The organism is Methyloradius palustris, assembly GCF_019703875.1.
GTDB lineage: Bacteria > Pseudomonadota > Gammaproteobacteria > Burkholderiales > Methylophilaceae > Methyloradius > Methyloradius palustris.
In genome coordinates this window covers 2,252,651-2,277,422 of the sequence record NZ_AP024110.1, presented here as the reverse complement: position 1 = coordinate 2,277,422, position 24,772 = coordinate 2,252,651, and the positions used below count along the sequence as shown (strand labels likewise).

Annotated in this window: 22 protein-coding genes; 13 read left to right on the top strand and 9 right to left on the bottom strand. The window is 46.7% G+C overall.

All coding sequences use genetic code 11. The annotated features are described in order from the left end of the window. The first annotated feature begins 16 nt into the window (after positions 1–16). The 3 genes from ileS to ZMTM_RS10890 are packed head-to-tail and all read left to right on the top strand — an operon-like array spanning position 17 to position 3,991. Positions 17–2,857 carry an isoleucine--tRNA ligase gene (gene ileS / locus ZMTM_RS10900; RefSeq protein WP_221763872.1) on the top strand — a complete coding sequence of 947 codons (2,841 nt, stop codon included), beginning with the start codon at positions 17–19 and terminating at the stop codon, positions 2,855–2,857. Then, positions 2,850–3,326 carry a signal peptidase II gene (lspA, locus tag ZMTM_RS10895; RefSeq protein WP_221763871.1) on the top strand — a complete coding sequence of 159 codons (477 nt, stop codon included), beginning with the start codon at positions 2,850–2,852 and terminating at the stop codon, positions 3,324–3,326. The genes ileS and lspA overlap by 8 nt, the downstream gene beginning before the upstream one ends. Before the next feature lie 14 nt (positions 3,327–3,340). Beyond that, positions 3,341–3,991, top strand: a complete 651-nt coding sequence (locus tag ZMTM_RS10890; RefSeq protein ID WP_221763870.1) for a sulfite oxidase-like oxidoreductase — start codon at positions 3,341–3,343, stop codon at positions 3,989–3,991. 61 nt (positions 3,992–4,052) lie between these two features. On the opposite strand, the gene ZMTM_RS10885 is transcribed toward ZMTM_RS10890, so the two are convergent. Together ZMTM_RS10885 and ZMTM_RS10880 are read right to left on the bottom strand one after the other, a co-directional pair. Further along, the gene (locus tag ZMTM_RS10885) at positions 4,053–5,543 is read right to left on the bottom strand and encodes a catalase (RefSeq protein WP_221763869.1); all 1,491 of its coding nucleotides are present in this window, start codon (positions 5,541–5,543) and stop codon (positions 4,053–4,055) included. Between the two features lie 221 nt (positions 5,544–5,764). Then, a complete protein-coding gene (locus ZMTM_RS10880; RefSeq protein WP_221763868.1) occupies positions 5,765–7,090 on the bottom strand; it encodes a hemolysin family protein in 1,326 nt (441 codons plus the stop codon). A 189-nt stretch (positions 7,091–7,279) separates the two neighbouring features. Between ZMTM_RS10880 and ZMTM_RS10875 the strand changes: the two genes are divergently transcribed. Beyond that, a complete protein-coding gene (locus tag ZMTM_RS10875) occupies positions 7,280–7,798 on the top strand; it encodes a hypothetical protein (RefSeq protein WP_221763867.1) in 519 nt (172 codons plus the stop codon). Between the two features lie 8 nt (positions 7,799–7,806). On the opposite strand, the gene ZMTM_RS10870 is transcribed toward ZMTM_RS10875, so the two are convergent. Beyond that, positions 7,807–9,060 (bottom strand): HD-GYP domain-containing protein, encoded by a 1,254-nt coding sequence (locus tag ZMTM_RS10870; protein ID WP_221763866.1) that lies wholly within the window; start codon positions 9,058–9,060, stop codon positions 7,807–7,809. A 112-nt stretch (positions 9,061–9,172) separates the two neighbouring features. Then, entirely contained in the window at positions 9,173–11,296 is a 2,124-nt protein-coding gene (locus tag ZMTM_RS10865; RefSeq protein WP_221763865.1) for a sensor domain-containing protein, read from the bottom strand. A 344-nt stretch (positions 11,297–11,640) separates the two neighbouring features. On the opposite strand from ZMTM_RS10865, the gene clpB reads away from it, so the two are divergent. Together clpB and ZMTM_RS10855 are read left to right on the top strand one after the other, a co-directional pair. Continuing rightward, the gene (gene clpB, locus ZMTM_RS10860; RefSeq protein ID WP_221763864.1) at positions 11,641–14,226 is read left to right on the top strand and encodes an ATP-dependent chaperone ClpB; all 2,586 of its coding nucleotides are present in this window, start codon (positions 11,641–11,643) and stop codon (positions 14,224–14,226) included. Between the two features lie 41 nt (positions 14,227–14,267). Next, the gene (locus ZMTM_RS10855) at positions 14,268–14,783 is read left to right on the top strand and encodes a hypothetical protein (RefSeq protein WP_225907019.1); all 516 of its coding nucleotides are present in this window, start codon (positions 14,268–14,270) and stop codon (positions 14,781–14,783) included. A gap of 82 nt (positions 14,784–14,865) precedes the next feature. Here ZMTM_RS10855 and ZMTM_RS10850 read toward each other — a convergent pair whose 3' ends face one another. Continuing rightward, positions 14,866–16,410, bottom strand: a complete 1,545-nt coding sequence (locus ZMTM_RS10850; protein ID WP_221763863.1) for an AI-2E family transporter — start codon at positions 16,408–16,410, stop codon at positions 14,866–14,868. A gap of 218 nt (positions 16,411–16,628) precedes the next feature. Between ZMTM_RS10850 and ZMTM_RS10845 the strand changes: the two genes are divergently transcribed. Beyond that, positions 16,629–17,048: a secondary thiamine-phosphate synthase enzyme YjbQ gene (locus ZMTM_RS10845; RefSeq protein ID WP_221763862.1), complete on the top strand. Its 420-nt coding sequence runs from the start codon at positions 16,629–16,631 to the stop codon at positions 17,046–17,048. 18 nt (positions 17,049–17,066) lie between these two features. Here the strand turns inward: ZMTM_RS10845 and ZMTM_RS10840 are convergent, their stop codons facing one another. Then, positions 17,067–18,542, bottom strand: a complete 1,476-nt coding sequence (locus tag ZMTM_RS10840; RefSeq protein ID WP_221763861.1) for a murein hydrolase activator EnvC family protein — start codon at positions 18,540–18,542, stop codon at positions 17,067–17,069. Continuing rightward, complete coding sequence (gene gpmI, locus ZMTM_RS10835; protein WP_221763860.1) at positions 18,535–20,100, bottom strand: 2,3-bisphosphoglycerate-independent phosphoglycerate mutase; 1,566 nt, start codon at positions 20,098–20,100, stop codon at positions 18,535–18,537. Before gpmI ends, ZMTM_RS10840 begins: the two co-directional genes overlap by 8 nt. A 254-nt stretch (positions 20,101–20,354) precedes the next feature. On the opposite strand from gpmI, the gene ZMTM_RS10830 reads away from it, so the two are divergent. The 5 genes from ZMTM_RS10830 to ZMTM_RS10810 all read left to right on the top strand — a co-directional run bounded on the left by ZMTM_RS10830 (position 20,355) and on the right by ZMTM_RS10810 (position 23,082). Beyond that, on the top strand, positions 20,355–20,780 hold the full coding sequence (locus ZMTM_RS10830; RefSeq protein ID WP_225907018.1) for a rhodanese-like domain-containing protein: 426 nt from the start codon (positions 20,355–20,357) through the stop codon (positions 20,778–20,780). Between the two features lie 2 nt (positions 20,781–20,782). Further along, complete coding sequence (gene grxC / locus ZMTM_RS10825; protein WP_221763859.1) at positions 20,783–21,049, top strand: glutaredoxin 3; 267 nt, start codon at positions 20,783–20,785, stop codon at positions 21,047–21,049. Positions 21,050–21,150: 101 nt separating this feature from the next. Beyond that, entirely contained in the window at positions 21,151–21,621 is a 471-nt protein-coding gene (gene secB / locus ZMTM_RS10820) for a protein-export chaperone SecB (RefSeq protein WP_221763858.1), read from the top strand. Between the two features lie 18 nt (positions 21,622–21,639). Continuing rightward, the gene (locus ZMTM_RS10815; protein ID WP_225907017.1) at positions 21,640–22,092 is read left to right on the top strand and encodes an SH3 domain-containing protein; all 453 of its coding nucleotides are present in this window, start codon (positions 21,640–21,642) and stop codon (positions 22,090–22,092) included. Then, positions 22,093–23,082, top strand: a complete 990-nt coding sequence (locus ZMTM_RS10810) for an NAD(P)H-dependent glycerol-3-phosphate dehydrogenase (RefSeq protein ID WP_221763857.1) — start codon at positions 22,093–22,095, stop codon at positions 23,080–23,082. It abuts the gene before it with no gap. 27 nt (positions 23,083–23,109) lie between these two features. Here the strand turns inward: ZMTM_RS10810 and trmL are convergent, their stop codons facing one another. Together trmL and ZMTM_RS10800 are read right to left on the bottom strand one after the other, a co-directional pair. Then, positions 23,110–23,574 carry a tRNA (uridine(34)/cytosine(34)/5-carboxymethylaminomethyluridine(34)-2'-O)-methyltransferase TrmL gene (trmL, locus tag ZMTM_RS10805; RefSeq protein WP_221763856.1) on the bottom strand — a complete coding sequence of 155 codons (465 nt, stop codon included), beginning with the start codon at positions 23,572–23,574 and terminating at the stop codon, positions 23,110–23,112. Positions 23,575–23,595: 21 nt separating this feature from the next. Further along, entirely contained in the window at positions 23,596–24,288 is a 693-nt protein-coding gene (locus ZMTM_RS10800; RefSeq protein WP_225907016.1) for a ComF family protein, read from the bottom strand. Between the two features lie 68 nt (positions 24,289–24,356). Between ZMTM_RS10800 and ZMTM_RS10795 the strand changes: the two genes are divergently transcribed. Then, positions 24,357–24,743 (top strand): hypothetical protein, encoded by a 387-nt coding sequence (locus ZMTM_RS10795; protein WP_221763854.1) that lies wholly within the window; start codon positions 24,357–24,359, stop codon positions 24,741–24,743. Positions 24,744–24,772: the final 29 nt, after the last annotated feature.

The following is a 24,772-nucleotide window of genomic DNA, read 5'->3' as shown; positions in this document are numbered from 1 at the left end:
TGTGTTGAGATTTTAAATGACTGATGAAGCAAAATATAAACTGAACCTGCCTGAAACTCCTTTCCCCATGCGCGGCGATCTCGCCAAGCGTGAGCCCTTATGGCTGAAACAGTGGCAAGAAAAAAAGGTATATCAGCGTATTCGTGAAGCGCGCAAGAACTCGCCTAAGGGTAAGTTTATTCTCCATGATGGCCCTCCCTACGCCAATGGAGTGATTCATCTCGGACACTCAGTAAACAAGATACTTAAGGACATCATCGTCAAGTCGAAAAACCTGTCTGGTTTCGATGCGCCATATGTGCCCGGCTGGGATTGTCATGGTTTGCCCATAGAGTTGGTAGTAGAAAAATTGCACGGAAAGAATATCCCTGCCGCAAAGTTTCGCGAACTATGCCGTGAATATGCGCTTGAGCAAGTAGAGAAGCAGAAGGCAGACTTTATTCGCCTTGGCATTCTGGGTGACTGGGATCATCCCTATCTGACCATGGATTTCACTACCGAAGCCAATATCATGCGTGCTTTGGGCGAGATATATAAAAATGGCTATCTGTATCAGGGCAGCAAGCCTGTGCACTGGTGTGTGGATTGCGGATCGGCATTGGCTGAGGCTGAGGTGGAATATGAAGATGTAAACTCACCGGCGATTGATGTAGGTTTTACAGTGGCAGATAACACAGCGTTGAGTAAAGTGTTTAGTGTGCCAGTCACAAGCAATGTTTATGCTGTTATCTGGACGACTACCCCGTGGACATTGCCAGCAAATCAGGCGGTCAGCGTGCATCCTGATTTTGACTACGATTTGATACAAACTAGCAAAGGGCTGATGATTCTTGCCCATGATTTAGCTGAAGCTACGCTCGCTAGATATGGTGAAGAAAACTACACAGTATTAGCTACTACCAAAGGAATTACATTAAACAAGTTATTGTTGAATCATCCATTCGATAAGCGCCAAGTGCCTATCATCACGGGGGAGCATGTAACAACTGAAGCGGGTACTGGTTTAGTGCATACCGCAGCGGCGCATGGCAATGATGATTGGTTGGTGATGCGTGCTAATTTCCCCGATGAAAAGCCAAAAATCCTTATTGGGGGTGATGGTAAATTCTTCACCAGCGACTTGGTTGAGCTTGAAGCAATTCGCGGTTTATCAAGGCAAGAGGCAAATAAGGTCATTCTTTCTGTGATGCGGGACAATGGCACTTTGTTAGCTAGCGCCAGGTTGAACCATAGCTTTCCGCACTGCTGGCGTCATAAAACCCCATTGATGCAGTTAGCCACTCACCAATGGTTCATCGGTATGAATGTAGAAGGCGTATCTGGTAAAACCCTCCGCGAGTATGCAAACAATGCAGTAGACCATACAGAGTTCTATCCGTCATGGGGTCGGGCACGTTTAGAGGCCATGATCAAAAACCGGCCAGACTGGTGTGTTTCACGCCAGCGTAACTGGGGCGTGCCTATGCCATTGTTTGTGCATAAGGAAAGCGGTGAATTGCATCCATTGACATTGGAGTTGCTCGAGACAGTAGCTTTACAGGTTGAGCAGCAGGGCATTGAAGCTTGGTTTAGCCTGGATGGTACTGCCTTCTTGGCACAGCATGCCCCGCAAAATGCCGAGCAATACAAAAAAGTGACCGACACACTGGACGTTTGGTTTGATTCCGGTGCTACGCACTTTGCAGTGTTGCGTTCACATGAAGCTTATAAAGACGAAGTGGAAAAACGGGTAGCTGAAGGCAGGCCAGCGGCAGACCTTTATCTTGAAGGTTCAGACCAGCATCGTGGCTGGTTTCAGTCATCACTGTTGACTGATTGTGCTATTGATGGGCATGCGCCATATGCGGCATTGCTGACGCATGGTTTTACCGTGGATGAAAAAGGCCACAAGATGTCGAAATCAAAAGGTAACGGCATCGAACCACAGGACATTTGCAACCGCTTGGGGGCTGATATGTTGCGCCTCTGGATTGCATCTACTGATTACTCAGGAGAGATTTCTCTTTCTGAGGAAATCTTGAAACGTGTTGCTGATAGTTATCGCCGTATACGTAACACCTTGCGCTTCTTGTTATCTAATTTAGCTGATTTTGATGCTAGTAAAGACTTGTTACCTGTCAGTGAATGTCTGGAAATAGACCGTTATGCACTAGTGCTGACCGAGAAAATGCAGGCTGAAATTCTGGCAGATTATGACCGTTACGAATTCCATTTGGCTGTGCAAAAGTTTGTTGCTTTCTGCTCTGAAGATTTGGGTAGCTTCTATCTCGACATACTAAAGGATCGCCTCTATACCACTGGCGAAACGTCACATCCAAGACGTGCGGCCCAAAGCGCTTTGTACCATATCACTCACGCGTTGATGCGCTTGATGGCGCCGATTCTGAGTTTTACTGCAGATGAAATCTGGCAGACGTTGGGCTTGAATCAGGATGCAACTGTGTTTGAGGAGGTTTGGTATGTATTGCCAAAACATGAGCTAGATGATGACGAAATCGCTAAATGGCAATTTGTTAGAAACCTGCGTGAACAAACAATTAATAAGCTAATTGAAAATGAACGTGCAGAAAGTAAGATTGGCTCTTCATTAGCTGCTGAAGTTGATATTTGGAGAACTGGTAATACTTATACAAGCCTTGCTAGTTTTGAGGATGAACTAAAATACATATTGCTAGTTTCGCGAGCAACTGTGCACCAAGGAGAGCAGAAGGTTGAGGTGACTCCTAGTAAATATAGAAAATGCGACCGCTGCTGGCATTACCGTGCGGATGTTGGTTCGCATGCTGAGCATCCAACGATCTGTGGTCGTTGTTTAAGCAATCTGTTTGGTGCTGGTGAGCCACGAAAATATGCATAAGTATTTTCTGCGGTGGCTGGCCCTGAGCGCAGTGGTGATAGTGATTGATCTCTATACCAAGCACCTAGTGGTTCAGGCGTTTGAGTATGGCGACCATGTGCAAATCACCTCGTTTTTTGACTTGGTTCGTTATCACAATCAGGGCGCAGCGTTCAGCTTTTTAAGCCAGGCTGGCGGTTGGCAGCGCGTTTTCTTCAGTGCGATTGCGCTGTTTGCCTCTGTCGTAATCATTTATCTACTGCGTAAACATGCAGCCCAAAAGCTTTTCTGTTTCGGGCTGGCGATGATATTAGGCGGTGCCTTGGGTAATCTGTATGACAGACTGACTTTGGGATATGTGGTCGATTTCCTGTTTTTCCATTATGAAACCTACTATTGGCCTGCGTTCAATATGGCAGATTCGGCGATTACTGGCGGCGTGATGTTATTGTTGCTGGATAGCTTCAAAAAGCAAAAAGTGCCCACCTAGAAAAAGGAAGCCGAATGCCAGACTGGAAGAAAATGATCGCAGGCAAGGTAGCACTTGCTGTGAAAGCTAAATTGCAGGGAGTAAAGCCCAGCAAGCCAAGCAATGATGAGCGCATTCCTGCTGGTCAAACGCGCGTGACCACTTTCCCTGTGCTTGATCTTGGTATCCGTCCTAATATCAACACCACTAATTGGAATCTGCGCATATTTGGCTTGGTTGAAAATCCACTGTCTTTAGACTGGGGTGAGTTTCGCAAGCTGCCGCAAATCAAGGATGTTTCAGACTTTCACTGTGTCACCCGCTGGTCACAGCTTGATATGGATTGGGAGGGCGTCTCCGCCAGCGAATTGCTCATGCAGGCCGCACCTTTGCCACTGGCTAAATATGTGACTTTACACAGCTACGATGGCTACACCACCAATCTGCCGCTTGAAGCCTTGCTGGATGATGATGTGCTTGTTGCGCATAGTGTATTGGGTCACCCTTTGACCGCCGAGCATGGCGGACCTGTGCGCATGGTAGTACCTAAACGCTATGCGTGGAAAAGTGCAAAATGGTTGAAATCTATAGAGATACATGCCGAAGATAGGCCAGGTTTTTGGGAGCAGCGTGGATACCACAACGAGGCTGACCCTTGGTTAGAGCAGCGCTTTTCTAACGATTGATCTAGTCTAATAAAACAAAGCCCGCAATTGCGGGCTTTGTTTTTATGGTAGTACAGCTTAATTACTTAATCGCAGCAATGGCGCTCTTCACACCTTCTGCATACGCTGGGTCAGCTTTTGCAAATTGAGCCAACATGCGCTCTTGAATCGACTTGCTGGCCTGCGATAAGCCGCCAGCAATATTGTTAAACAATTGCTGCTTCTGGTCATCGTTCATGATGCGGAATAAGTCACCAGCCTGGGAGTGATAATCCTCTTCACTTTGGTCGTAAGCCTTAATCCATGCGTCTTCCAACACTGGCATTGGCGGTACGGCCACTTCTGGTGCTGGCACTGGCGCGCCTGTAGCTGCCCTGTCATTTGGGTAGAAGTTAGATGCACTCACTGTATGAGCGGCATTAGTATAGCTGGCTTGGTCACTTGAGTGACCAACTGGGCAACCCATGCCAGCAAACGCGCCATCACGCTGGTAATGGTTGACTGGGCACTTGCCTGCATTCACTGGAATCTGGTTGAAATTCGCCCCGATTCTGTAGCGGTGTGCATCTTGATAAGCCAATAAACGACCTTGCAACATTTTGTCTGGTGATGCATTGATACCAGGCACAAAATTGCTGGGTGCAAACGCTACTTGCTCGGTTTCGGCAAAGTAGTTATTCACATTTTTATTGAGATCAAGCTTGCCGATTTCAATGACAGGGAAATCTTTGTAAGGCCAGATTTTGGTCAAATCAAACGGGTTGATATGGTAAGTCTTGGCTTGGGCTTCTGTCATGATCTGTACTTCAACTTTCCATGATGGAAACTCACCACGGTCAATCGCATCCACTAAATCTTTTTGTGCGCCGTTGGCTGGCATTTTTGCGGCTTCTTCATTGGTCAAGGTTTTGATGCCCTGATTGGTTTTGAAGTGCCATTTGCACCAGAAACGCTCACCCTTGGCATTATAAAAACTTAATGTGTGTGAGCTGAAACCATGCACATGGCGATATGACAATGGAATACCACGGTCAGACATCAAAATCGTCATCTGATGCAATGATTGCGGATGATTCGCCCAGAACTCGAATGCATTGACAGGGTTAGGTAAATTGGTGCGCGCATCTTTTTTCTGGCTATGGATAAAGTCTGGAAACTTGATCGGGTCGTTCAAAAAGAATACTGGCGTGTTATTGCCGACCATATCCCAATTGCCTTGAGAGGTATAAAACTTGACCGCAAAACCGCGCGGATCACGAGCGTAATCGCTAGAATCCTGCCCGCCACCGACAGTTGAAAAGCGCAAGAACACTTCGGTTTGCTGACCAACATTTTGCAAGAAGCTGGCAATGGTGTAATCCTTCAAACTCTTAGTCACTGTGAATGTGCCGTAAGCCGCCGTACCACGAGCATGGACTACGCGCTCGGGGATGCGCTCACGGTTAAAGTGCGCAAGTTTCTCAAACAAGTAATGGTTGTCGTAAGTGAGTGGGCCACGCGCACCAACGCTGATGCTGTTATTGTCGTCTGGCACTGGTGCGCCAACGGATGTGGTTAAAGTTGTTTTGCTCATGTTTTTCTCCTGTCTGGATCAACTGGTTTTAAGTTTAGCCAATGAATATTTCACTTGTGAAGCGTATTCGTTTTGGCGCTTCAACAGATAGTAGGCAAGGTTGCACAATAATAAAAATCAATTGTTTTAATTGCTATGATAAATATTAGCTATTGGTATGCAGTTTAGATGCTAGTTGAAGCTTTAGCTCCAAACTGGAGCTTAGCTAATCTAACTAAAACTTACTGAATATCTTGCTCTTGCTTAGGATAAACGCGTACTAAAAGTATGCGTGGCCCAATCATTTTTTTGATCACGATATCAAATTGCTCAAAGCTCACTTTTTGGCCTTCTTCAGGAATCTCACCTAGTTTCCAGAGCACAAGGCCGCCTACCGTATCGGCCTCAGCTGATTCAATATCTTCAATATCAATACCAAGCGTACGTTCCAGGGTGGGGATAGGCAAACTGGCTTTGCCGAGTAATGAGCCGTCATCCAGCTTGCGCCATTCATTCTGTTGCGGGCGGAATTCATCACGAATTTCACCCACGAGTGCGCTAAGTAAATTGTAAATAGTGATGAAGCCGAGTGGCTCACCCCCTTTGTAACTCACAATCGCAAAGTGCGGCGCACCTTGCTGAAACTGGCGAAATAACTCGGTAGCAGGAAGCTCTGGCGATACGGTTAGAATTGGTCGTAACAGACTTTCCAGTTCAACGGCTTCATCTTCATCAGCTTTTTGCGACGCTAGAAACAGGTCTTTAATATGAATCACTCCTGTAATCTCACCAGAAGCATCCATGTATGGGTAACGGCTGTAGCGGTGTTGCAGCATGCGCTCTATATTGGCTTCTAATGAGTCTTCGGCAGATAGCACTACGGCTTCGCGAATAGGTTGCATTAAGTCAGCCACATCCAGCTCGCGGAAATCAATCGCTTGCGCTAGCACGCGCCATTCTTCACGGCTGAATTTATCGTCCGCATGCGAGCTGCGTAAGATCAGCTTGAGTTCGTCAGCGGTATAGTGATTGTCCTGATGGTTCACGTTATCAAGGTGCAATAATCGCAACACAAAGCTAGCGCTATGATTGAGTCCCCAAATCGCAGGGTACATCAACCAATAGAAACCATAGAGACCAGGCGCTGTGATCAGGCCTACTTTTTCGGCCATGCGAATGGCAAGTGTCTTGGGCGCTAACTCACCAATGACAATGTGCAAATAAGAAATAGTAAAGAATGCAATGACAAAAGAGAGGCCGTGGAGGATTTTTTCGTTATCTACCCCTGCATAAGTCATCAAAGGCTCAATCAGTTTGGCGAAAGCAGGTTCCCCTATCCATCCCAGACCCAGGGATGCCAAGGTAATGCCGAGCTGGCAGGCAGATAAATAGGCATCAAGGTTGCCATGTACTTTAGCGAGAATCTTGCCGCGCCAGCCAAAGTTTTTGGCAATCGCTCTTACGCGAGTTTGCCGTAATTTGACTAAGCCAAATTCGGCGGCTACAAAAAAACCATTTAATACGACTAATAAAAACGCTATAACAATGAGTAACAGATTACCGCCCATTTGTAGAGCACTGCTGGGCAGCGCTCTTTTCCTTTCTTGTGGTGGCAGGGGTGTTGATACAAAAATATTTTACCGAGTGCACTTGGCACTTTTAGCATGATTTTTTATCTAGCAAATCATGCTGATTCAATAACCGAAGTATAGCTAAAATACAGAACAATAATGTTTAATCTAACAATGAAGCCCGCGATGAAAAAATATCTGCTCGTTCTGCTATTGCTGGATATTTTGCTCGCTGCAGATAAAACACTTGCTGGTGAAAGCGTGCAGTGCCCACAAGCCAAAGTGCAGGCTGCAAATGGTCAAACTTTGATTTTTAAAGAGTATGAGTTTGAGCATGGTGTGCATGACTTGGTGATGACTAATATTGAGAAACCAGAAATCAAACGCGTCACATATTCTGGTAAGCCCAATTTAACTAAGCCTAGCGAACAATCTTGCTTCTACAAAGCTGTTGCCATCGCTCAAGGTGGTGACTGGGGTTGGCATCTAGCTTGGATGCTTAATGACAAACCTGGTGTCTATTACAGCCGCATGGATGGTGAAGCCTGGGTATCAACACCAGCTAAACGTATCAGTGAAGCCAATGCTGATGTGCTGCAATTGACGGTTAAAAATGAGCAAGTGACTTTAAATGGTTATGCCAGCCAAAATAGCCAAGCAGAAACCTTTAGCATTACTTCGGAAGATGAAGGCCGCAACTGGTAATGGTTTGATTACGCAGACCTGCCAGCGGCTAAATCTTTATCAATAAAATAGCTTACTCGGTGACGAGGGTTGAGATATATGAGCGATTCTGGTGGTAATTGATGTGGCCGCAAGCATAGATTAATGGCGAGTGATGGCTCTTGGCGTAAATCAATCACCAGTGGTGCATCTCGTTCTTTATCTGGGTCATGCACCATGACAAAAGGTTTGAGCGGTTTATTTGGGTTCACCGAAATCACGATACCATGCGCGCCATTGGAAAGCTGTACTACGCTACCTGGCGGATAGACGCCCAGTGATTTAATAAACTGCTTGAGTATCCACTCATCAAACTTTGAGCGCTGATGGCTAAACATGTGGCTCAGCGCTTCGTAGGGCGTGAGGGCATGGCCGCCATGTTGGGGATTGCACAGGTTGTCGTAGGCACTCACAATAGCAATCAGCCTTGCCAGTGGGTCAATATCGGTGCCTTTTAATTGATGTGGGTAGCCTGAGCCATCTGCATATTCATGATGTTGCAGAATCACGCGACCTATCCGCTCTGAGAGCCCAGATTCTTTGGCCATTTGTGCGCCGTATTCGCAATGCTTGCGCATTTCGGCCAATTCTTCTTCATCCAGTGGCGTTTCTTTGAGCAATATAGCATCCGCAATTTTGGCTTTACCAATGTCATGAAAAATAGCGGCCATGCCTATGGCTTTAGCGTCAGCTTCTATCATGCTTAAAGACTTGCAAAGCATGAGGCTTAGCATCGTCACATTGAGCGGGTGCAGGTAATTTTCATCAGCAGAGCGATTACCATTCACTGCGTGTACTGCAATATCCGGTTCTGTAATCACATTGTGCGCAATGTCATTCACCAACTGCTGTGCTTGTTCAATCGAAGCTTGAGGTTTTTCTTCAAGGTTACGCAGGGCTTGGCGCACGGTTTGCGTAGCGAGTAAAAACTTTTTTTCACTCTCATCAATCGCCAGATGCAGTTCGCGCAGACGTCTTTGCTTGGTGCGCTCTACATCTTCCGTAGCGGGCATGGCGATATGTTCTGGCGATGAACCTACAGGCAATGGTTCGCAATCACTACGCTTAGGGTCATAACGTAACTTTTTTAAGCCAGTTTCCCTGATTTTAGCGAGTTGTTCTGTGTCTTTTATTTTGAAATTGCTGAAGGTAAACGGATGATCCATCCAGCCTAAATCCAGATGGATGTACAAGCCAATCCGAATCTGGCTGATGTCTATAAAATGATATTGCGAGCTAGGCATAATAGTTCTTTAGTATTATTGGTTTTGTCTGTGCGGCAATAGGCAATTGTTTCGATGATATATTTTGTATGAGTTAGTAAATCTTTTTCCTTATTCGTTCTGCTTGTGAATTCTACTCAGTTTTATTTTTCACACGCTCTGCCTCTAATAGTGCTGTAAATTGAGTCGCAGTGACTGGCCGGCTGTATAAATAACCTTGTGCTATTTCGCATCCCATATCCAGTAAAAATGCGGCTTGCGCTTCAGTTTCTACACCTTCTGCGATCACGTTAAAGCCCAGGCTGTTTGCCATCGCATGGATAGCATTGGCAATCGCTGCATCATCCGCATTACCTGGTAACTCTCTAACAAAAGACTGGTCAATCTTAAGCTTATCTAATGGCAAACGCTTTAAATGTGATAACGATGAATAGCCTGTACCAAAGTCATCAATCGCCAGTTTCAAGCCCAAATTCTTAATACGGTTAAATACACTAATCACAAACTCTGTGTTGTGCATCACTGTACTTTCAGTGATTTCCAGCTCTAGCAGTCTGGGGTTGCAATCTGTCTCTATCAATACGCCATACACCGTATCTGCAAAGTTGCTGCGTTGTATCTGTACGCCCGACACATTCACCGAAACCCGATTTAAATCGTAGCCAGCATGTGCCCAGCGCGAGGCCTGCAGCGCCGATTCACGCAACACCCATTCGCCTATCTGTAAAATCAGCCCTGTTTCTTCTGCAAGCGGTATGAATTTGGCTGGGGATACCATGCCAAGCTCAGGATGCCGCCAGCGCAAAAGCGATTCAGCGCCAATAATCTTGCCGTCTTTAATCCGTACTTGCGGCTGGTAATACACTTCAAGCTGATCACGTTCTAATGCGCGACGCAGATGGTTTTCCATCATAAACAGCTCGTTGGCATTCTTGCTCAAGTCAGCTGAGTAAAAGCAATGGCTGTTTTTACCGCTGTTCTTTACGTGATACATCGCAATATCTGCGGCGTTCACCAGGCCATCTACTTCAATGCTGTGCTCTGGGTAGAGCGCTATTCCCACACTGGCGCCTATGAAAAGGTCGCGTCCATCAATCACAAATTCAGTTTGTAATGCCTTGATAATTTTCTTGGTGACTAATTCCACATCTTGTTTGTGTTTGATCATGTCCATCATGACCAGAAATTCGTCACCACCTAACCGTGCAACTACATCACTTTCTCGCACTGCTAATTTGATACGGTTTGCAACTTCGTATAACAACTTGTCGCCTACCTGATGGCCAAGGCTGTCGTTGATTGCCTTAAAGCGGTCAAGATCAATAAACAGCACAGCCAACTGGTTCTCTTCGCGCTCGGCGCGTTTAATTGCATGGCTCAACAGCTCATTCAACAAGGTGCGGTTAGGCAAGCCTGTGAGTGAGTCGTGGTTCACCAGTTCATTCAGACGGTTTTGCGAATGCTTTAATTCGGATATGTCAGCAAACACGCCTACATAGTTAACGACATTATTTTGACGGTCTTTAACGGTAGTGAGCGTTAACCACTCAGAATATTGCTCACCATTCTTGCGCGTGTTCCATAACTCGCCGCGCCAGTAGCCCTCATACTTGAGGTTGTGCCATAGCGACTGGTAAAAAACAGCGTCATATTTTTCGCCATGAAACACATTGGGAATCTCACCCATCATTTCATCTTCAGAAAAGCCAGTGATATCTGTAAAGCCTTTGTTCATGGCGATAATGCGGGTTTTATCGTCCATGATCATGATGCCTTCAGCTGCGCTCTCAAAGGCGATTTTTGCCTGTTGCAAACGCTTGCCTGTGGCTTCAGATTCGGTGATGTCATAGACCTGAAATAGATAGCCCGGCTTTTGGGTGGCTTTGTTCTTCTTCAGGTTGTCAGAGAAGCTTGATATTCCAAGGAGTGAGGGCAGGGGCGCGATATAAAATTGCAGGATTTTTTGTTGCTCAGCAGAACCTTGCTTGCCCAAGTTAAATTCTGCAATAAAGTCATGCTGGTGTTGGCTGATTTCGTGAGAAATACGTTCAATCACAGCATCTGGCAATTTGACTGGAGTATCTGTGCTGAATATTGATTGTTCAGGGGAATGATTGTCTGGTACTGCTAAATCAAATAACTCGAAACCATAAGGGTTGATGTAATGCAGATTTAACGCCTCATCAGCAAACACCACCGCGACTCGGTTAAGGCTTGCTAGCACGCGCTCAATGAGTAACTTATCGCTAGGTTTCATGTTCGCAATATGGGTTTCTGATAGTGATGATTTTGCTCATGGCTAGATTACGTATTTATATGTTCTTATTAGTGGTAATAATAAAACTAAACTCAACAATCAAATGGGTCTGCTTACCGCACCGATGCTCATCATAAGGCAAAACTCAGATGAAATAGTAAGAAAACTTTGATGATAATCAAAGAAAATTATTAACTTTGAAATTAAGATGATTCAAGCAGGCTCAGTCTGCTTGAAATGTCAGTTATGCTGATGTAAAACTAAGGGGGTAACTTACTCGCAACTTGAATTCAATCAATGCTCCCCCACCTTATTGATAACTCGTTTTTTATCTGGAGAATACCATGCGTTTTGACAAGCTTACGACCAAGTTTCAGCAGGCGCTGAATGATGCACAGAGTCTGGCTGTCGGTAACGATAACCCAAGCATAGAAGCACAACATGTGCTTGCAGCATTGCTGAACCAAGAAGATGGCAGTACGCAATCACTGCTTGCCAGAGCTGGCGTCAATATCGAGCCGCTAAAATCCTCGCTACAACAAGCACTTGGCCAACTGCCAAAAATTGAAAATAACGCAGGCGAAGTTTCTATTTCGCGCGACCTTACCAACCTGCTCAATCTCACTGATAAGCAAGCCCAAAAACTAGGCGATAGTTTTATTGCGAGTGAAGTGTTCTTGCTGATACTGGCAGACGACAAAGGTGAAGCCAGCAAGCTATTGAAAAAAGCAGGCTTGAATAAGTCAGCGCTGGATGCCGCTATCAAGGCGGTGCGCGGTGGCGACCAAGTGAATGATCAAGAATCTGAAGGCAACCGTGAATCACTGAAAAAATATACAGTTGACCTCACCGAGCGTGCTCGTGCAGGCAAGCTAGACCCAGTGATTGGTCGCGATGATGAAATTCGCCGCGCCATTCAGGTATTGCAACGTCGCACCAAAAATAATCCTGTTCTGATTGGTGAACCTGGTGTTGGTAAAACTGCCATTGTTGAAGGCTTAGCACAGCGTATTGTGAATGGCGAAGTGCCTGAAACACTTAAAAACAAACGTGTGTTATCTCTCGATATGGCCTCACTCTTGGCGGGCGCAAAATACCGTGGAGAATTTGAAGAGCGCCTGAAAAGTGTGCTGAAAGAACTGGCCTTGGATGAAGGCCAGACCATCGTATTTATTGATGAATTACACACCATGGTGGGTGCGGGCAAAGCTGAAGGTGCGATGGATGCTGGCAATATGCTCAAGCCAGCATTGGCGCGCGGTGAGCTGCATTGCGTGGGTGCAACAACGCTCGATGAATATCGTAAATACATTGAGAAAGATGCAGCATTAGAGCGTCGATTCCAGAAGGTGTTGGTGGATGAGCCGAATGTTGAAGCGACGATTGCGATTCTACGTGGCCTTAAGGAAAAGTACGAACTGCATCATGGCGTTGAAATTACAGACCCTGCGATTGTTGCAGCGGCTGAGTTATCACATCGTTACATCACCGATAGGTTCTTGCCAGACAAGGCGATTGACCTGATCGACGAGGCTGCTTCACGCGTGCGTATGGAGATCGACTCTAAACCCGAAGCGCTGGATAAGCTGGATCGTCGTTTGATCCAACTCAAAATTGAGCGCGAAGCAGTACGCCGTGAAAAAGATGAAGGCTCTAAAAAGCGCTTTGCCCTGATAGAAGACGAAATCAAGCGACTGGATAAAGAGTCGGCTGATCTTGAAGATATCTGGCGTGCAGAAAAAGCGCAGGTGCAAGGCTCCGCACACATCATGGAATCCATTGAGAAAATCAAGCAGCAGATGGAAGAGGCCACGCGCAAAGGCGAATGGCAAAAAGTATCCGAGTTGCAGTATGGAAAGTTGCCGCAGTTAGAAGCCCAGTTGAAAGCCGCCTCAAATGAAGAGGCTAATGGCGCGCCCTCTAAAAACAGGCTATTGCGCACTCAGGTAAGCGCCGAAGAAATTGCCGAAGTCGTAAGCCGCGCAACGGGGATTCCTGTGTCCAAAATGCTGCAAGGCGAGCGCGAAAAACTGCTGAATATGGAAGATAAGCTGCATGAGCGTGTGGTTGGCCAGGATGAGGCTGTGCGCTTGGTCTCCGATGCTATCCGTCGTTCGCGTTCAGGTTTGTCTGATCCCAATCGTCCCTACGGTTCGTTCCTGTTTTTGGGGCCAACAGGGGTTGGTAAAACTGAACTGACTAAAGCATTGGCTGGCTTCCTGTTTGATAGTGAAGATCACCTGATTCGTATCGACATGAGTGAGTTTATGGAGAAACATTCTGTCTCACGCTTGATTGGCGCGCCTCCTGGCTACGTAGGTTATGAAGAGGGCGGTACATTGACCGAAGCCGTGCGCCGCAAACCCTATTCAGTGATTCTGCTGGATGAGGTTGAAAAGGCGCACCCAGATGTGTTCAACGTGCTGTTGCAGGTGCTGGATGATGGTCGCTTGACTGATGGCCAAGGTCGTACAGTCGATTTCAAGAATACGGTCATAATCATGACTTCCAACCTTGGTAGCCAGATGATCCAAAACATGACAGGCGATGATTATCAAGTGATCAAGCTTGCAGTAATGGGTGAGGTGAAAACGCATTTCCGCCCTGAATTCATCAATCGTATTGATGAAGTCGTGGTGTTCCATGCCTTGGGCGAAGCACAAGTGAAGTCCATCGCAGGTATTCAATTGCAAAACCTGACCAATCGCCTGATTGCCTTGGATATGCAATTGCAAGTAACGCCATCTGCACTAGCTGAGATTTCGAGTGCTGGTTTTGATGCGGTATATGGCGCAAGACCACTTAAGCGCGCGATTCAGTCAGAGATTGAAAACCCTTTGGCGCGAGAAATTCTGGCGGGTAGTTTTGCTGCGAAAGACACGATCAAGGTGGACTTCAAAGGCGGAAAAATGCACTTTAGCAAAGTTTAGTGGTCATAATTGGCTAGAAGACTTTAGCGTAGGAGATGGCAATGAATGTTAAAAAATTACTCAGACTTTCAATGTTTGGCAGCCTGTTAGCAGCATTAATGCTGCTAACAGGCTGCGCTTCTACGCCGCAAAAACAAGCAGAGATACAACGTATTTCACCTGAAGAGCTTGATCGTATTATGCCCAAGCCAGTGCCCACCATCAGTCTGGATGACCTAGTGAGTCTCTCCAAGATTACGCCGCCGGATGAGTTGATTGCGCAAATCAAGGCTAGCAATTCGCAATATGACCTGACGCCATCACAAACTCTGGATCTGAGTAAAAAGGGTGTAGATGCCAAAGTACTGGACTACATTCATCAGGCGCGTGAGCAATCTGTACGGGATAGCGTAGCGGACGAAATCAATCGCCGCGAAGCCCAGAAAAGGCTGGAACAGCAGCAAATCATCCGCGATTACCAATCCCGTTATTACTATGACCCATGGGGATATGGCGGTTATCGTGGTGGGTGGGGGCCTTCGTTTTACTATAGACCAAGTTACAGGCGTCATTGGTAAGTAAAAAGTAAAGCCAAATAAAAAAGCAGAACATAAAGTTCTGCTTTTTTATTTGATTTTGCTTCTTAATATATAAATTCCATCACTTCTCCAGCCCATGATTGGCAGCCTGCCAGCGCAGTTTTTGCGCAAATTTATGGCGTGCCTGCAGGCGTTTATCGGTGAGGATGATGCCTAGCGTTTCGCCTAGCACCATCACAATGGCGAGCAGTGGAATCACTAGCATCAAACCAGGCACGCCTGCGATTGACTCGCCGACCAGAAACATCATGATGGTGAGCAATGGGTGAATCTTGAGGCTTTTGCCGACCACCATAGGCAGGAATACAAAATCATCCAGAATCCGCATGGTGATGAATACGCCGATGATGGAGTAATAAAGCGGCAGGTTGCCTGGGTCATTTGAGGCGGCTACCATCATCACAATGGCGAATCCCGCTAACGGACCAAGGTAAGGTATCCAGCTTAGTACGGCCACTAATATGCCCAGCACCAGAGCTGGCGTAATGCCGAGAATCCAGAATGCCAGGCTCAACAGCAATGCATCCAGCGCTGCGATTTTAATCAGGCCAAGAAAATACATACGTGCGGTGCGATCCACTGCATGGAACAGATACAGCGTCTTTTCAAAAAAAGCATTCGGTACTGTATTGCCAACCATCTTGCGCAGAAATGCGCCGTCTTTCAGCAGGAAAAAACTGATCAGCGGGGCAAGCAGCAATGAGGGCAGCCAAGCGGCCAGTCCAAATACGATATTAGCTAGGTATTTATCTGAAAAATGCTCAGAAAAATCCCTGACTTCTTGGTAATAGTCATTACCAAAATGGGTGCTGTTCAAAAATGAGAATTGTTGTTGTAAGCCGTGCAGTAGTTGCTCGAGCAACATTGCGCCGCCAGATAAATAGCGGGTCAGGGCAATTTGCCAATCAGCGGCATGGGCTATTGTTAGTGGGTAGAACAGCAGCACCGCCAGACCTATCAGCAGCAGCAATGCGCCGCTAAGCGAGTGGGCAGCAAACTGTTGACTTAACCCTGACTGCACCATTTTTTTAGCTAGAGGTGCCATCAGGTAATAGAGCATGAATGCCAGCAGGAAAGGCACGATCAGCCACAAAATATTTTTGAATATCAGCAATAGCAAGCAAGTTGAAGCGATGATGCCTGCCCAGGTAATGATGCCTGGCGTGTTATGTGGGTTAGATAGTACTTCTGGCGAAACGACTTCAAACTCGCTCTGCACACGTGCATTGATGAGGCTGTTATGTTCTGTAATTTGCGCCGCAATTTGCGGGTGTGTATGTAGCAGGCTTAAAAAGTCATCCCTGAAAAGTACAGCTAGGACGCAATCTTCAGCAGCCCTAACCTGCGCTACGCGAGAGACATTTTGTAATAATGCACGTTCGCCAAAAAACTCACCCGTGTCTAGTGAGGCAATTGGCTCAGCACGGTTTTTGCGGAAAATCTCGACTTTTCCAGAGAGGATGAAGTAGATCGCCTGGCCTTCTTCATCTTGGTCAAAAATGACTTCATTAGCGACATACTTGCGCTGGTGCAGCAAGCTATCTAGTGTAATCAACTCATGGCATTGCAGGCCTGAAAACAGCGGCACATCGCGCAAAATGCGCAAGTGAGTGGGCTCTTTATTTCGGCGGAAATAGCGCAACAGCATTAAATTGGTTTTCTTGATGATTATTTTAAGAATATTATTATTTAACCAGTTTAATGGATAACCATAAACAGTCCAAATCTGGTTTAAAGATGCAGCAAGCAATAATCATGCTGATATAGTCATGTTTTGATGACGATTCAATTCAAAAGACAAGTTCAATCCAAGAGATCAACGCGATGAAGCAATATACACATCAACTAAGTATTAAAACCAATGGTCGCCGTTTGTACGACATCACGCCGCAGGTAATTGCTTGGGCGAAAGATTCGGGCTTGCAAACTGCGCTGCTAACCCTTTATATCCAGCATACATCGGCGAGTTTACTCATTAACGAGAATTATGATTCTGATGTACTGGTGGATATGGAGCGCTTTTTTGCCCGCTTAGTACCAGATGGTGACCCGTTGTTTATTCATACCGCAGAAGGGCCCGATGATATGCCAGCGCATGTACGCAGTGCCTTAACGCAGACCAGTCTTTCAATTCCATTAGTGCATGGAGCGATTGCACTAGGGCAATGGCAGGGGATTTTTCTGTATGAACACCGCCTGATGTCGGCGCAGCGGCGAGTGATTTTGCACCTGCTTGGTGAATAAAGCTGTCTAAATAAAAAACTAGCGCGCAACACTCCAGCTTAATGGGTCTAGCGGTTTGCTTTGGTAACGTAATTCATAATACAAACCGTTATCCTGATTGCCGCCAGTATTGCCCACCGCCGCAATCGTATCGCCTGAATTAACCAAATCGCCTGCTTTTTTCAGCAAGGCTTGATTGTTGCCGTATAGGCTCATATAGCCATTACCGTGATCCACAATGATCAGGTTGCCGAAGCCGCGCATCCAGTCAGCAAACACGATGCGGCCACTGGCAATCGATTTAACTTCTGCACCCTCAACTGCCTTGATAAAGAGGCCTTTCCACGAAACCCCTGTATCTTCACGTGATGCACCAAAGCGATTCGTCACGTCACCGCGCACTGGCAGGTTGAGTTTGCCACGCAAAGCAGCGAAGTTGCCGCCATCAAAACCTGGAATCGGTAAGGTGTCATTGCGAGCAACTGGCTGCTGGTTAGTTGGCGCAACCTCTGGTTTGGTGTTATCTGCAGGTTCTGGTCTTGTCGGTTTTGGTTTACGAGCGGCCTGGGCAGCTGCTTGTGCCGCTGCGCGAGCCAGCCGTTCAACTAAATCAGACAGGCTTTTTTCATCACGCTTGAGTTTACTGATCTCATTGCGTTGTGCATCTATCTTGGCAGAGAGCGTTTTAAGTAATTGGCTACGTGAGTCTTTTTCTGCTTGTAGCGCTTTGCGTGATTGTTCCTCATCGGCCTTAAGGTCATTAATCTGTTTGAGGGTATCTGCCGTTTGGTCATTCAACTGGGCGACTTTCCCCAAGTTCTTTTGCATGCTGGCGATGGCTTTAGCGCGTGCTTGTGACACATACGTAAAATATTGCAGTTGCCTTGAAATGGCCGCGGGGTTTTGTTGTTGCAATAACACCTGCAAGTAACTTTGCTGGCCACTCAGATATTGCTGGTACAACTGTGCACCCAGCAGTTTTTTTTGCTGCTGTATGGTGGATTCAAGCTGTGATTTTTGCTGTTGCAAGGTAGTTAACGAGCTACGGTTTTGCGACTGCTGCTGGTTTAGTTCATAGAGTTTTCGATTGGTCTCGCTAATCGATTGCTCACTTTCTTTTAAAGCATCGGTGGCATCGGCATGCGCTTCAGTATTGGTATCCAGTTCTTTGGATAAGGCCTCAATGCGAGCGTGTATCTGACTGAGCGTTTCTTTGGGTTGCTCAACATCTGTTTTCTTTGGGTCTTGTTTTGCTGGGGATTGCTTGCTGGACGATGAGGATTTTTTTTGCGTGATTGCTTTCTCAGCAGCAGGTTTCTTTACCTGTTTTTTTCCTTCATCTTTTTTTGCGTCTGATTTTTTAGTCGTTTGTTTTTTGTTGTCTTGCGAACTACTTTTTTGTAGTGCGGTTTTTTTGGTAGTGCTCGTGCTTTCAGCCGATATCACTTGCCCACTAGCAACTAACAAAGAAAAAACGATGGCGGCAATGCATGAATGCCGCAAAAAATCAGACATGCGCGCTGCCAGCAGTTGCCGTAAATGTGACCAATGCGTGCCCCGTCATTTCAGCTGGTTGTGCCAAACCCATAAGCTTGAGCAATGTAGGTGAAATATCCGAAAGTGCGCCAGTGCTCGCCATGTTGGCTGGGCGGCCTATGTATAGCAAAGGCACTACGTTGGTAGTGTGTTGCGTATGCGGCTGGTTATTTGCTACGTCCTGCATCAACTCCACATTGCCGTGGTCAGCGGTGATGATGACTTCACCACCTATTTTTTGCATGGCGGCGACTACGCGACCAATGCAAATATCAATTGCCTCAACGGCCTTGATGGCCGCTTGCAGGTTGCCGCTGTGGCCCACCATATCGCAGTTGGCATAGTTGCAGATGATTGCATCATATTTTTTGCTGAGAATCGCTTCTTCAAGTTTATCGGTGACTTCAAAAGCGCTCATTTCAGGTTTTAAATCGTATGTCGCCACTTTCGGTGACGGCACCATGATGCGGTCTTCACCTGCGAATACTTGCTCTTCGCCACCGTTAAAGAAGAATGTGACGTGTGGGTATTTTTCGGTTTCGGCAATGCGTAATTGCGTCAAACCTTGGTTTGATAAATACTCGCCCAGGCTATTACTTAAAGTCGCCGGGCCAAATACAGCTTTGGATTTGATGTCGTTTTTGTCATAGGTAGTCAGCGTGTAATAGCCGCCTAGTTTTGGGCGTACAGTGCGCGCAAAACCATCGAAGCTATCATCGAGAAACACTTGCGTTAGTTGGCGTGCACGGTCAGAGCGGAAATTCATGAATATGATGACGTCGCCATCTTCAACATGCGTTGGGGTTTCGCCTGGTTTGACAATCGCTGTGGCTTTGACGAACTCATCGTTCTCGCCACGCGCATAAGCTGCTTCAAGCGCTGATTGTGCAGTTGGCGCAGTAAATTCGCCTATACCTTCGGTGATCACTTTATAAGCAGGAGCAACACGCTCCCAGCGTTTGTCACGGTCCATCGCGTAATAGCGGCCAGTCACGCTCACGATTTTGCCCGCGCCAATATCTGCACATGCTGCTTCGAGCTTCTCGATATATGGCCCAGCGCTGATTGGTGGCGTATCGCGGCCATCCAGAAACGCATGGATATAAATCTTGCTTAGGCCCGCCATTGCTGCCGTTTTGACCATGGCATAAATGTGTTCCTGATGGCTATGCACGCCACCATCAGACAGTAGACCAAAAATATGCAGGGCTTTATCCGCATTTTTTGCCGTGTTAACCGCTTTAAGCAAAGTTGGGTTTTGGTAAAAATCGCCAGTAGCGATGGCATTGTTGATACGCTCAAAATCCTGGAAAACCACACGCCCCGCGCCCATGTTCAAATGACCGACTTCAGAGTTGCCCATTTGCCCATGCGGCAAGCCGACAAAGTTCTCAGAGGCGTTAATCGTGGTGTGCGGATATTGTTTCCACAACCTATTCCAGTTAGGCATCTTGGCCTGGGCAATGGCGTTATCGGTGGTTTCTTCGCGATATCCAAAACCATCGAGAATCAGCAGGATCACGGGCGTGACGTTCATAGGTATTTATTCCAGAGTAATGCGGTTAATGGCTAATTTTAAAGCGATTGAACAACTTATACGAAATATTTTAGAAGTATTTACATCAACCATGCGTAATTTCAGCATGGAACGCTATTGAATCTGTCGCGAAAGCATCCATCTTTCACCTTATAGAAACACAGCTTGCGAATAATTGGCCGCGCACGCAGAATCTTGTATTCGCTGGCGTGTCTCAAACACACGCTACTCACCTCATTGAAAGGCTTTCATCTGTGGAACTGGAATTTCTGAAACATAATATTATCTGGTTTGGTTTGGCCGTTGGTTCAGCTGGTTTGTTGCTCTGGCCTTATGTTAAGTCAGCCCTTGCTGGCGGCGGTAGCAGTAACCTCAACCCGGTAGATGCAGTATTGCTAATCAATCGCCAAAATGCCTTGGTACTAGATGTGCGTGACGATGCTGAATTTGCGGCAGGCCATATTCCAGATGCAAAGCATATTCCGCTAGTGCAATTGCCAGACCGTTTAAAAGAGCTGGCAAAATATAAAAGCAAGCCAATCCTGGTGCATTGTCAGGGTGGCGTGCGTTCAGCCAAAGCTTGTGACGTGCTCAGTAAAGGCGCTTTCACCCAGGTGCATAACCTTAAAGGCGGTCTTAATACATGGTTGCAAGCAAAGTTGCCTATCGTAAAGAGCTAATCATGGCGCACGTTAAAATGTACACAACGGCCTACTGCCCATACTGCAATAATGCCGAACGCCTATTGACGAATAAGGGCGTAAAAGAGATCGATAAAATCCGTGTGGATCTCGAGCCCGCCTTGCGCATTGAGATGATGGAAAAAACAGGTCGTCGTACCGTGCCGCAGATTTATATTGATGATCAACACATCGGCGGCTTTGATGATTTGCGTGCGCTTGATTTAGCTGGTGGATTAGAGCCTTTGTTGTTTAAAAACATACCATAAGCGGTTAGAATGTCGGTCTCAAAAGAAAACCAGTAATTACACCAACCAAAGCAAAAATAACCCAGCTCAAACCACCAGGTTGAGCGATTTTAGGAAGAGACATGGCAGAGAACGATTTAGCACAACAAGCAGCACAAGACCAAACCCCTAGTTTTGGCATCGAAAAAATCTACATCAAGGATTTGTCTTTAGAAATTCCACATGCGCCACAGATTTTCATCCAGCGCGAAGCACCACAAGTTGGTATCGAGCTTTCAAACGCGACTACGCAGATTGATGAAGGCGTTTACCAAGTAGTGACAACAGTTACAGTGACTTCAAAAATTGAAGACAAAACCGTATTCCTGGTTGAAGTTGCCCAAGCGGGTATTTTCCAAGTGCGTAATATCCCTGCTGAAAACCTGGAAGTAATTTTGAGCGTGACTTGCCCAAATATCCTGTTCCCATACATTCGCGAAGCGGTTTCAGACATCGTGGTACGTGCTGGTTTCCCACCTGTGCTGCTCAACCCAATCAATTTTGAAGCGCTTTACGCGCAACAAAAGCAGCAACCTGAAGCTACTACACACTAAATTAACCTTAAGTTAATCGTGCAGATAAGCCCAAGGTTTTTTGTTGCAGTCGCAGTAGTTATCTCGCTGATGCCAGCCATCGCATCAGCGATTGATTACCGCACTGTTTCAGTTCCCAAGGCCATTCTTTACGATGTGCCATCGGCACAGGGTAAAAAACTGTTCCTGATTGGCCAGGGTTACCCGGTCGAAGTGATTGTGGATCTGGGTGACTGGGTCAAAATACGGGATCGCCAAGGTAGCCTGAATTGGATTGATGCGAAGCAACTCACCACCAAGCGCAGCGTACTTGTGAATGTGGATCAAGCTGAAATCAGGCAATCTGCCGATGCATCTGCAGCCATACTCTGCAAACTTGAAAAAGACGTCACATTGGATTTGATGGAGCCACCCAGCAATGGTTGGGTCAAGGTGCATCATCGTGATGGCATTGTCGGCTACGTGCTCGCCGCATCTGTTTGGGGTATCTGATTGAAAGTCACAGTATTAGGCGCAGGTGCCTGGGGTACTGCACTGGCCATGCAAATCAGCCAGCGTCATCAAGTATCACTGTGGGCGCGCAATATCGAGCATGTCTCTGGCATGCGTAAAGCACGTTGTAATCCGCTGTATCTGGGCGACTTCCCGTTCAATGATAATCTTGCGGTTGAGAGCGATCTTAAACCCGCTTTATCGCATTCTGATTTAATCCTTTCAGTTGTTCCTACTGCTGGCTTTCGCCAGATACTCAAAGATATCAAAAACCTTGGTTGCCAGCTACCTGTCATCTGGGCCAGCAAAGGCCTGGAGCCAGAGACCGCTAAATTGCCGCATGAAGTCGCACTTGAAGAGTTAGGCGCAGATTATCCTTGGGGTGCGCTTTCAGGCCCTAGCTTCGCCGCTGAATTAGTGCGTGGCCTACCCACCGCGATTACGTTAGCGGCCAACGATGAAGGGTTTGCCACGCAAGCAGGCGCGATAATGCACGGCGGCAATTTCCGTGTATATACCAGTACCGATGTGGCTGGTGTGGCCGTTGGCGGCGCACTGAAAAACGTGATGGCGATTGCCTCTGGTATTAGCGATGGTATGGAGTTTGGTAACAACGCCCGTGCAGCGCTCATTACACGTGGCTTGGCTGAGATGACACGTTTTGGCGCAAGCCTTGGTGGTCAAAAGGAAACATTCATGGGCTTGGCAGGTGCGGGTGATTTGATCTTGACCTGTACAGGCCAATATTCGCGTAATCGCGAAGTTGGGCTGCAACTCGCCAAGGGTAAATCGTTGCAAGATATTCTAAAAAATCTTGGTCATGTGGCAGAGGGTGTGAACACGACACGTGAAGTCATTCGCCGTGCCAAGCAAATGGGTGTTGATATGCCGCTTACCTACGAGGTAGACCAAGTGCTTTCACACGGAAAATCACCAAGGGCTGCGGTTGAAGACTTGCTCGGACGTGAGCAAAAATCAGAGACTGTTTAGTTCTTTAGCGCTACTTATTGCAGTTACTCAACTCCCACCCGCAAACCCATTCTGCCGCCAGGCTTCATACACCAATATAGCGGCGGAGTTAGATAAGTTCAGGCTACGACTGTCAGGCAGCATCGGCAAGCGTAGCCGATATTCAGGGGCAAATTCATTGCGTATTTCTTCAGGCAGGCCTCGCGTTTCTGGGCCAAATACAAATACATCGTCTGGCTGAAACGCAATCTTGGTATGCCGCGTGCTGCCTTTGGTAGTGAGTGCGAATAAGCGCTTACCAGCCAATGCGGCTTTGCATTCAAGCCAATTTTCATAGACTTTCAGCGTTGCAAACTCGTGGTAATCCAGTCCTGCACGTTTGAGTTGCTTGTCTTCCAGCGTAAATCCAAGTGGTTTAACCAGATGCAACTGTGCGCCAGTATTGGCACATAGCCTGATGATGTTGCCTGTGTTGGGCGGTATTTCTGGTTCAAAAAGGACGATGTGGAACATGTTCAGGCTTTTAATTTAGATTCATCTTGGCAGGGTGCGCGCAACTACCCAGCATTCTACGTTAATCGCTCCTGCTTTTTTGACTGTTTTCGCTAACGAGTTAAGGCTGGCGCCTGTGGTCATGACATCGTCGATCAGGGCAATATTGAGGCCATCTAGCTGCGTGTTGAAGGTAAATGCGCCTTGCATATTCTTTACGCGCTCTTTCAATGGCAGGCTGGCTTGTGGCGGCGAAGACTTGATACGGCTGCATGCTTGCGTATCTACTTTTATATTGAGTGATTTGCCGACTATGCGAGCTATCTCGAGAGATTGGTTAAAGCCGCGTTCTTTCAGCCGCAGCGGATGCAAAGGCATGGGTATGATGAGGTCGGGTAGATTGGCATTAGGTAAATCGGTAATAATCATCTGCGCAAAGGTTTGCGCCATGTTGAGCAGGTGCTGATACTTATAGCGTTGCAACATGGCATCAACTGGGAATTCGTAGCGAAACAAGGCATGTGTGACATCAAATGCAGGTGGCGAGGCGATGCAATGGCCGCATAGCTGGTTTTGATAGGCTGGTAAGGCACATTGTGGGCATTGGTCTGTAATGTGTCGGGGTAAATCTGCAAGACAATCGCCGCAAATGGCTAACTCGCCGCCATCACTTGTAGCGCAAAGCATACAAGCTTGTGGGAATATGAGTTGATTAAATTTTAACCATCTGTCCAACAATTGTGGCCTTTCTGGTTGACAAGGTATAATCCAGCTTTATACACATATACGAAGCTAGGTGTGGCATGACGACAAGCATCATCTCTGCGAAACAACAAATGCGCTCTGCACAGGCGTTTGCGTTTTTTTCCAGTATTGCTGTTGTCATCCCTGTTCTGATTTTTATATGGATAGCTGCTTCAATTTTTGTTTATGCAGCTGTTGCTAATCATCCCAATCAAAGAGTTAGGGATTATCTAATTCCTGCTGGCTACCGTTTTTATGGCTTAGTAGGCACTATCGTTGTTATTTACAATTTTAGTTCGCAATTGGCTAAATGGGCGGGTGGCTACTGGAGTCTGGCAATTATTATTTGGATTGCAGGCATTCTAATAGTAGTTCCCTTAGCTATTCGCGACATTATGAGAGCCGAGCGTGAACCATGGCAAGAAATGCAATTAGAAACTGAATAATTCGCCTTAAATATCTAACAAATTTAAAG

Bases quoted from the DNA above. Each gene is read 5' to 3' on its own strand.
- ileS (WP_221763872.1), top strand. From the start codon at position 17: ATGACTGATGAAGCAAAATATAAACTGAACCTGCCTGAAACTCCTTTC.
- lspA (WP_221763871.1), top strand. From the start codon at position 2,850: ATGCATAAGTATTTTCTGCGGTGGCTGGCCCTGAGCGCAGTGGTGATA.
- ZMTM_RS10890 (WP_221763870.1), top strand. From the start codon at position 3,341: ATGCCAGACTGGAAGAAAATGATCGCAGGCAAGGTAGCACTTGCTGTG.
- ZMTM_RS10885 (WP_221763869.1), bottom strand. From the start codon at position 5,543: ATGAGCAAAACAACTTTAACCACATCCGTTGGCGCACCAGTGCCAGAC.
- ZMTM_RS10880 (WP_221763868.1), bottom strand. From the start codon at position 7,090: ATGGGCGGTAATCTGTTACTCATTGTTATAGCGTTTTTATTAGTCGTA.
- ZMTM_RS10875 (WP_221763867.1), top strand. From the start codon at position 7,280: ATGAAAAAATATCTGCTCGTTCTGCTATTGCTGGATATTTTGCTCGCT.
- ZMTM_RS10870 (WP_221763866.1), bottom strand. From the start codon at position 9,060: ATGCCTAGCTCGCAATATCATTTTATAGACATCAGCCAGATTCGGATT.
- ZMTM_RS10865 (WP_221763865.1), bottom strand. From the start codon at position 11,296: ATGAAACCTAGCGATAAGTTACTCATTGAGCGCGTGCTAGCAAGCCTT.
- clpB (WP_221763864.1), top strand. From the start codon at position 11,641: ATGCGTTTTGACAAGCTTACGACCAAGTTTCAGCAGGCGCTGAATGAT.
- ZMTM_RS10855 (WP_225907019.1), top strand. From the start codon at position 14,268: ATGAATGTTAAAAAATTACTCAGACTTTCAATGTTTGGCAGCCTGTTA.
- ZMTM_RS10845 (WP_221763862.1), top strand. From the start codon at position 16,629: ATGAAGCAATATACACATCAACTAAGTATTAAAACCAATGGTCGCCGT.
- ZMTM_RS10840 (WP_221763861.1), bottom strand. From the start codon at position 18,542: ATGTCTGATTTTTTGCGGCATTCATGCATTGCCGCCATCGTTTTTTCT.
- gpmI (WP_221763860.1), bottom strand. From the start codon at position 20,100: ATGAACGTCACGCCCGTGATCCTGCTGATTCTCGATGGTTTTGGATAT.
- grxC (WP_221763859.1), top strand. From the start codon at position 20,783: ATGGCGCACGTTAAAATGTACACAACGGCCTACTGCCCATACTGCAAT.
- secB (WP_221763858.1), top strand. From the start codon at position 21,151: ATGGCAGAGAACGATTTAGCACAACAAGCAGCACAAGACCAAACCCCT.
- trmL (WP_221763856.1), bottom strand. From the start codon at position 23,574: ATGTTCCACATCGTCCTTTTTGAACCAGAAATACCGCCCAACACAGGC.
- ZMTM_RS10795 (WP_221763854.1), top strand. From the start codon at position 24,357: ATGACGACAAGCATCATCTCTGCGAAACAACAAATGCGCTCTGCACAG.